Origin of the sequence: Pseudomonas sp. RIT288 (assembly GCF_000631985.1) — a bacterium.
GTDB lineage: Bacteria > Pseudomonadota > Gammaproteobacteria > Pseudomonadales > Pseudomonadaceae > Aquipseudomonas.
In genome coordinates this window covers 47,638-54,129 of the sequence record NZ_JFYN01000021.1, presented here as the reverse complement: position 1 = coordinate 54,129, position 6,492 = coordinate 47,638, and the positions used below count along the sequence as shown (strand labels likewise).

8 protein-coding genes are annotated in these 6,492 nt (G+C 56.7%); 2 read left to right on the top strand and 6 right to left on the bottom strand.

Going from position 1 to position 6,492, the window contains the following annotated elements:
• Nucleotides 1–223 (top strand): hypothetical protein (locus BW33_RS30255; protein WP_236645226.1); only part of this gene is annotated, 223 nt, incomplete at its 5' end.
• A gap of 87 nt (nt 224–310) precedes the next feature.
• Here the strand turns inward: BW33_RS30255 and msrQ are convergent.
• The 3 genes from msrQ to pssA form a co-directional block, all read right to left on the bottom strand.
• Entirely contained in the window at nt 311–922 is a 612-nt protein-coding gene (gene msrQ / locus BW33_RS18185; RefSeq protein ID WP_047600312.1) for a protein-methionine-sulfoxide reductase heme-binding subunit MsrQ, read from the bottom strand.
• Nucleotides 922–1,935, bottom strand: a complete 1,014-nt coding sequence (msrP, locus tag BW33_RS18180) for a protein-methionine-sulfoxide reductase catalytic subunit MsrP (protein ID WP_047600311.1) — start codon at nt 1,933–1,935, stop codon at nt 922–924. The genes msrQ and msrP overlap by 1 nt, the downstream gene beginning before the upstream one ends.
• Before the next feature lie 63 nt (nt 1,936–1,998).
• Nucleotides 1,999–2,856, bottom strand: coding sequence for a CDP-diacylglycerol--serine O-phosphatidyltransferase (gene pssA / locus BW33_RS18175; protein WP_003228213.1), 858 nt, complete (start codon nt 2,854–2,856; stop codon nt 1,999–2,001).
• Here pssA and BW33_RS29895 point away from each other — a divergent pair.
• Nucleotides 2,855–2,998: a hypothetical protein gene (locus tag BW33_RS29895; protein ID WP_160168821.1), complete on the top strand. Its 144-nt coding sequence runs from the start codon at nt 2,855–2,857 to the stop codon at nt 2,996–2,998. The genes pssA and BW33_RS29895 overlap by 2 nt on opposite strands.
• Nucleotides 2,999–3,002: 4 nt before the next feature.
• Here the strand turns inward: BW33_RS29895 and ilvC are convergent, their stop codons facing one another.
• The 3 genes from ilvC to BW33_RS18160 are packed head-to-tail and all read right to left on the bottom strand — an operon-like array spanning nt 3,003 to nt 6,286.
• The gene (ilvC, locus tag BW33_RS18170) at nt 3,003–4,019 is read right to left on the bottom strand and encodes a ketol-acid reductoisomerase (protein WP_007959661.1); all 1,017 of its coding nucleotides are present in this window, start codon (nt 4,017–4,019) and stop codon (nt 3,003–3,005) included.
• A gap of 48 nt (nt 4,020–4,067) precedes the next feature.
• A complete protein-coding gene (gene ilvN / locus BW33_RS18165; protein ID WP_003205610.1) occupies nt 4,068–4,559 on the bottom strand; it encodes an acetolactate synthase small subunit in 492 nt (163 codons plus the stop codon).
• 2 nt (nt 4,560–4,561) lie between these two features.
• Nucleotides 4,562–6,286 (bottom strand): acetolactate synthase 3 large subunit, encoded by a 1,725-nt coding sequence (locus tag BW33_RS18160; protein ID WP_041065497.1) that lies wholly within the window; start codon nt 6,284–6,286, stop codon nt 4,562–4,564.
• Between the last annotated feature and the right edge of the window lie 206 nt (nt 6,287–6,492).

Genomic DNA, 6,492 nt, shown 5'->3' with positions numbered 1-6,492 from the left:
TTTCGAAGATTTCTTCAACAACTTCAACCACTTGCGCTTCCGATCTCTCGTTAGCGGGAGGCGAATTCTACAGCGTTACACGCTGCTGTCAACACCTCTTTTTCTCCGCTTTCGACCGAGAAGATCGAACCGTCAAAAGAGCCAAACATCACCGCTCTTTCAACTCCTTCCAGGCTTCGATGAGCTGAAGCAGGCCGCTGTCGAAAACCGCATAACTCATTGAATATCAAGGAGTTTTCCGTTTCGACTGCGCCGGAAGTGGGGCGAATTATAGACTTCCTGAATCTGCCGTCAACCGTTAATTTCAGTTTTATTGCAAAACCTGCTTTTTAGCCAATAAACGCGGGATTCGACGGGCAACCGCAGGTACACGCAGCAACAGGAGCACCGCTCCTATACAGGCATAGATCGCCCACTCCTTGAGATCGGCACGCACGATCCACAGCATATGCAGCAATCCCAACCCCAGAATCACGTATACCAACCGATGCAATTTCTTCCAGCGCACACCCAGGCGGCGCTGACTGTAGCGATTGGACGTAACCGCCAACGCCAACAGACCAAGAAAACCCAGCGTACCCACAATAATGTACGGCCGCTTACGCAACTCCACGCCCAACTGTGACCAGTCGAAACCAAGGATGAACGCCATATAGCTGAACAGGTGCAGAACCACATAAGCAAAACACCAGAGCCCCAACTGACGGCGCACAGCAATCCACCCTGTCCACCCCGTCAATTTCTGCAGCGGCGTCATGCTCAATGTAATCAACAGCAATACCAGCGTCCCCAGCCCCAAGCGATCAACCAGCACCTTGCCTGGATCCGGGCCGAGCAAATCGGCAAACGCCTGATAAAACCAAAGCGATGGCCAGATCGCCGCCGCAATGAAAACGCCTACACGCCAGAACGGATTTCGCATCAGTAGTTCTTCCGCAGATCGAGTCCGGTATATAAAGAAGCAACTTCATCCGCGTAGCCGTTGAACATCTGCGTATCACGCACATTCGGCTTGAACAGACTGTTCGGCAGACGCCGCTCCCGTGCCTGAGTCCAGCGCGGGTGATCGACCGTCGGATTCACATTGGCATAAAAACCGTATTCATCTGCCGCGATGCTCTGCCAAGTGGTCTTGGGCTGCTCGCTGACCAGACTGATCCGCACAATGGACTTCACACTTTTGAAGCCGTACTTCCACGGCACCACCAGGCGCAGCGGCGCACCGTTCTGATTCGGCAATTCGCGCCCATACATGCCAACCGCCAGAATCGCCAATGGATTCATCGCCTCGTCCAGACGCAAGCCTTCTACATAAGGCCAATCGATCAGGGCAAAACCTGAGCGCTGTCCTGGCATGCTCTTGGGATCCTGCAGGGTTTCGAAGCGAATGTATTTGGCCTTAGAGGTCGGTTCGACCTGCTTGAGCAACGCAGCAATAGGAAAACCAATCCAAGGGATGACCATCGACCACGCCTCAACGCAGCGAAGGCGATAGATACGCTCCTCCAACTGGTACGGCTTCATGAAGTCTTCCAGCGCGTAACGCCCGGGCTTACCCACCTCCCCGTCCACGACAACGCTCCACGGTTCGGTTTTCAGCGAACCGGCATTGGCCGCCGGATCCCCCTTGTCGGTGCCGAACTCATAGAAGTTGTTGTAATGGGTCGCGTCTTTATAAGGCGTGATCGCCTCATCCTTGACGTTGACGGCGCCCCATTTGGTAGAAGGGAGCTTCTCGGCAAACCAGGCAGGCGCCTTGCCCGGCTCGACATCGGCATAACGCGCCGCCTCTTCTGCGACAGCCCAACGCGGCAGGCTGCTCACGGCGATACCGGCCGCGGTAGCTCCGAGCAATTGGCGACGGGAGAGATAAATGGATTCAGGCGTGACATCCGACTCATGGCAGTCGGACGCTTTGGGGATTTTGATCAGCATGGCAACTCCGCAGCTTTGGAGGACAGATGCACCCATAGACTGCGGAGTATGCGGGAAATTACATCACTCGGCGTTTTTGTGCCGACGAAGATGCAACAGGTATTGCACAGGGCCGGAAGCCGCGTAGGCGAGGAACACCAGCAGCAGAATCCGTGGTGGATCACTGAAGACCACGGCGAACACCAGAACTACGGCGAGGATCGCCACGAAAGGTACGCGCCCCTTCAGATCCAGCTCCTTGAAGCTGTTGTACTTGATGTTGCTGACCATCAGCATGCCGGCAGCCGCGACCATCAAGGCGACCAGGAACGACATCTTCGAACCCTGAATACCGTAATCGCTGAACGCCCAGACGATCCCCGCGACCACACCGGCAGCTGCCGGGCTGGCCAGACCGATGAAGTAGCGTTTGTCAGCCGTACCGACCTGAGTATTGAAACGCGCCAGACGCAACGCCGCGCCAGCTACATAGATGAAGGCAACCATCCAGCCGACCTTGCCCATGTCACCCAACGCCCAGCCAAAGGCCAGTAGCGCCGGTGCGACACCGAAAGCGACCATGTCCGACAGCGAGTCATACTCGGCGCCGAAGGCACTTTGCGTATTGGTCATGCGCGCTACGCGACCATCAAGACCATCGAGCACCATGGCCACAAAAATCGCGATCGCGGCAAAGGCGAAATACTTGCTCGCATTCGCAGAGTCACCGGCGCTCAACGCAGCCTGGGCACTCATCGAGTTGATGATGGAATAAAACCCTGCGAACAGGTTCGCAGTGGTGAACAGGTTCGGCAGCAGATAGATACCACGATGCCGGACTTTACGACCTTCTGCGTCGTGCCCTTCCTCGACGTGTTCATCGATGGGCAGCAGGCTTTCGGCGTCAGAAGCCTGGTTCGGCTCTTCGGGACGTTCGCTCATGGACATTACCTTGCAACGGTTTGGAAAAATTCGACAGGTGCCTGTGACGACGGTTCGGCCACAAACGATGCAGCTTTATACCAGAACCATCGGTTTCAAACGAAAAAACGCGGCCGAGGCCGCGTTTTTCGTACAAGAATGACGACTTAGTTTTTGGCTTTGTCGACGATCTTGTTGGCACCGATCCACGGCATCATGGAGCGCAGTTGCTCGCCGATGATTTCGATACCGTGAGCGGCGTTGTTACGACGCTTGGCGGTCATCGAAGGGTAGCCGGTAGCGCCTTCGCTGATGAACATTTTGGCGTATTCGCCGTCCTGAATACGTTTCAGGGCATTGCGCATGGCCTGACGGGATTCGGCGTTGATCACTTCCGGACCGGTCACGTACTCGCCGTATTCAGCGTTGTTGGAGATCGAGTAGTTCATGTTGGCGATACCGCCTTCGTACATGAGGTCAACGATCAGCTTCAGTTCGTGCAGGCACTCGAAGTAGGCCATTTCCGGCGCGTAGCCAGCTTCAACCAGGGTTTCGAAACCGGCTTTCACCAGCTCAACGGTACCGCCGCACAGTACGGCTTGTTCGCCGAACAGGTCGGTTTCGGTCTCGTCCTTGAAGGTGGTTTCGATGATGCCGGTACGACCGCCACCCACGCCAGCTGCGTAGGACAGCGCAACGTTTTTTGCGTTGCCCGAGGCGTCCTGGTAGATCGCGATCAGGTCAGGGATACCACCGCCCTTCACGAACTCGGAACGTACGGTGTGGCCCGGGGCTTTCGGCGCGATCATGATCACGTCGAGGTCGGCACGCGGAACAACCTGGTTGTAGTGGATCGCGAAACCGTGGGAGAAGGCCAGGGTGGCGCCTTTCTTGATGTTCGGCTCGATTTCGTTCTTGTACAGCTGGGACTGGAATTCGTCCGGGGTCAGGATCATGACCAGGTCGGCGCCGGCAACAGCGGCGGCCACGTCGGTCACTTTCAGGCCGTGGGCTTCGGCTTTGGCAACGGTAGCCGAACCTTTACGCAGACCGACGGTAACGTCGACACCGGAATCTTTCAGGTTGCACGCCTGGGCGTGGCCCTGGGAACCGTAACCGATGATGGCAACTTTCTTGCCCTGGATGATCGACAGGTCGCAGTCTTTATCGTAGAAAACTTTCATGAATTTCCCCTATATATCTAGGCCGTTCAGGCCATTCGCTAATTTGGTTTAGATGCTGAGTACTTTGTCGCCGCGGGCAATGCCGGTCACGCCGCTACGGACGGTTTCCAGAATCGATGCGGTGCCGATGGACTGAATGAAGCTGTCGAGCTTGTCGCTGGTACCGGTCAATTGAACGGTATACACGCTGGCGCTGACGTCGACGATCTGTCCACGGTAAATATCGGTGGTGCGTTTGATCTCGGCGCGCTGGGCGCCAGTGGCCTTGACCTTGACCAGCATCAGCTCGCGCTCGATGTGAGCGCTTTCCGACAGGTCCACCAGCTTGACCACTTCGATCAGCTTGTTCAGGTTTTTGGTGATCTGCTCGATGATTTCATCGTGGCCAACGGTGGTCAGCGTCAGACGCGACAGCGTCGGGTCTTCGGTTGGCGCCACCGTCAGGCTTTCAATGTTGTAGTTGCGCTGCGAGAACAGGCCGACTACGCGAGACAAAGCGCCGGGTTCGTTTTCCAGAAGCAGGGAAATAATGTGCCGCATGATTAAGTACGCTCCGTCTTGCTCAGCCACATATCGCGCATGGAGCCGTCTTTGATCTGCATCGGATAGACGTGCTCGCTGGTATCGACCGAAATATCGATCACCACCAGACGGTCCTTCATGGCGAACGCTTCTTCCATCTTCGACTTCAAATCTTTCGAATCGGTGATGCGCACGCCGACGTGACCGTAGGCTTCAGCCAGTTTGACGAAGTCAGGCAGCGACTCCATATAAGAGTGCGAGTGACGGCTGCCGTAGCTCATGTCCTGCCACTGACGAACCATCCCCAGAACGCCGTTGTTCAGGATGACGATTTTCACCGGCAAACCGTATTGCAGGCAGGTCGACAGTTCCTGGATGTTCATCTGGATGCTGCCTTCGCCCGTGACGCAGGCAACGTCGTCATCCGGGAAGCTCAACTTGATGCCCATGGCCGCCGGGAAACCGAAGCCCATGGTGCCCAGACCACCGGAGTTGATCCAGCGGTTCGGCTTGTTGAACTTGTAGTACTGCGCAGCGAACATCTGGTGCTGGCCCACGTCGGAAGTGATGAAGGCATCGCCCTTGGTCACTTCGCACAGGGTCTCGATCACGGTCTGCGGCTTGATCAGGCTGCCGTCGCCCTTTTCATAAGGGAAAAGGCCGCGATCACCGCGCCATTCATCGACTTGCTTCCACCAGCTGGCGACGGACTCCTTGTTCGGGGTCTCGCCGATTTCCTTGAGGATCGCGACCATTTCGGTCAGGACGCTCTCCACCGGGCCAACGATTGGCACGTCGGCCTTGATGGTCTTGGAGATCGAAGCCGGATCGATGTCGATGTGGATGATCTTGGCGTTCGGGCAGAACTTCGCCGCGCCGTTGATCACACGGTCATCGAAACGCGCGCCGACAGCCAGGATCACATCGGCATGGTGCATCGCCAGGTTGGCGGTGTAGCTGCCGTGCATGCCGAGCATGCCGATGAACTGCCGATCAGTGCCAGGGAAACCGCCCAGGCCCATCAAGGTGTTGGTCACTGGCAGGTTGAGCATTTTCGCCAGTTCGGTCAGCGGTGCGGAACCGTTGCCGAGGATCACGCCGCCACCGGAATAGAGCACAGGACGCTTGGCCGCGAGGAGCATTTCTGCCGCCTTGCGGATTTGCCCGGAGTGGCCGCGAACGGCCGGGCTGTAGGAACGCAGCTTGGCTTTTTTCGGGAAGACGTATTCGAACTTCTCGGCCGGGTTGGTCATGTCTTTCGGGATATCGACCACGACCGGGCCCGGACGACCGGATTGCGCCAGGTAGAAAGCCTTCTTCATGACTTCCGGGATTTCCGAAGCGTGCTTGATCATGAAGCTGTGCTTCACGATCGGCCGGGAGATACCGATCATGTCGGTTTCCTGGAACGCGTCGGTGCCGACCATGGTGCTTGGCACCTGACCGGAAATGATCACCATTGGAATCGAATCCATATAGGCGGTGGCGATACCGGTGATGGCGTTTGTGGCGCCAGGACCGGAAGTTACCAATACCACGCCGGCTTTACCGGTGGCACGGGCGTAGCCGTCAGCCATATGGGTAGCCGCTTGTTCATGACGAACCAGGATGTGGGTCACTTCCGGTTCTTTGAACAGGGCATCGTAAACATGAAGGAGAGCACCACCCGGGTACCCGTAGATATATTTGACGCCTTCGTCACGCAAGAAGCGGACGAGCATCTCACCGCCAGATAAAAGCTCCACGTTGTTCACCTCTAAAACGCCAGAATACCGTCCACACAAAAGGGGCGGGTCTTAATAGGTTTACTTCTCGGCAGAGCATGAGCGACGGTGGTCGCCGACTACGTCAGCACTGACTGAGCAAGTATTGGGATCGTCCCAAGTGTTGCGGGCCTTTCCCACCCAGCGCGAGGTAACGCGTTGCGGGTGTAACAGGTCGACGCGGATAT

What these genes read in the sequence shown, in the direction of transcription:
- pssA (WP_003228213.1), bottom strand. Translation starts at nt 2,856, where the DNA reads ATGAGCGAACGTCCCGAAGAGCCGAACCAGGCTTCTGACGCCGAAAGC.
- BW33_RS29895 (WP_160168821.1), top strand. Translation starts at nt 2,855, where the DNA reads ATGGACATTACCTTGCAACGGTTTGGAAAAATTCGACAGGTGCCTGTG.
- msrQ (WP_047600312.1), bottom strand. Translation starts at nt 922, where the DNA reads ATGCGAAATCCGTTCTGGCGTGTAGGCGTTTTCATTGCGGCGGCGATC.
- ilvN (WP_003205610.1), bottom strand. Translation starts at nt 4,559, where the DNA reads ATGCGGCACATTATTTCCCTGCTTCTGGAAAACGAACCCGGCGCTTTG.
- msrP (WP_047600311.1), bottom strand. Translation starts at nt 1,935, where the DNA reads ATGCTGATCAAAATCCCCAAAGCGTCCGACTGCCATGAGTCGGATGTC.
- ilvC (WP_007959661.1), bottom strand. Translation starts at nt 4,019, where the DNA reads ATGAAAGTTTTCTACGATAAAGACTGCGACCTGTCGATCATCCAGGGC.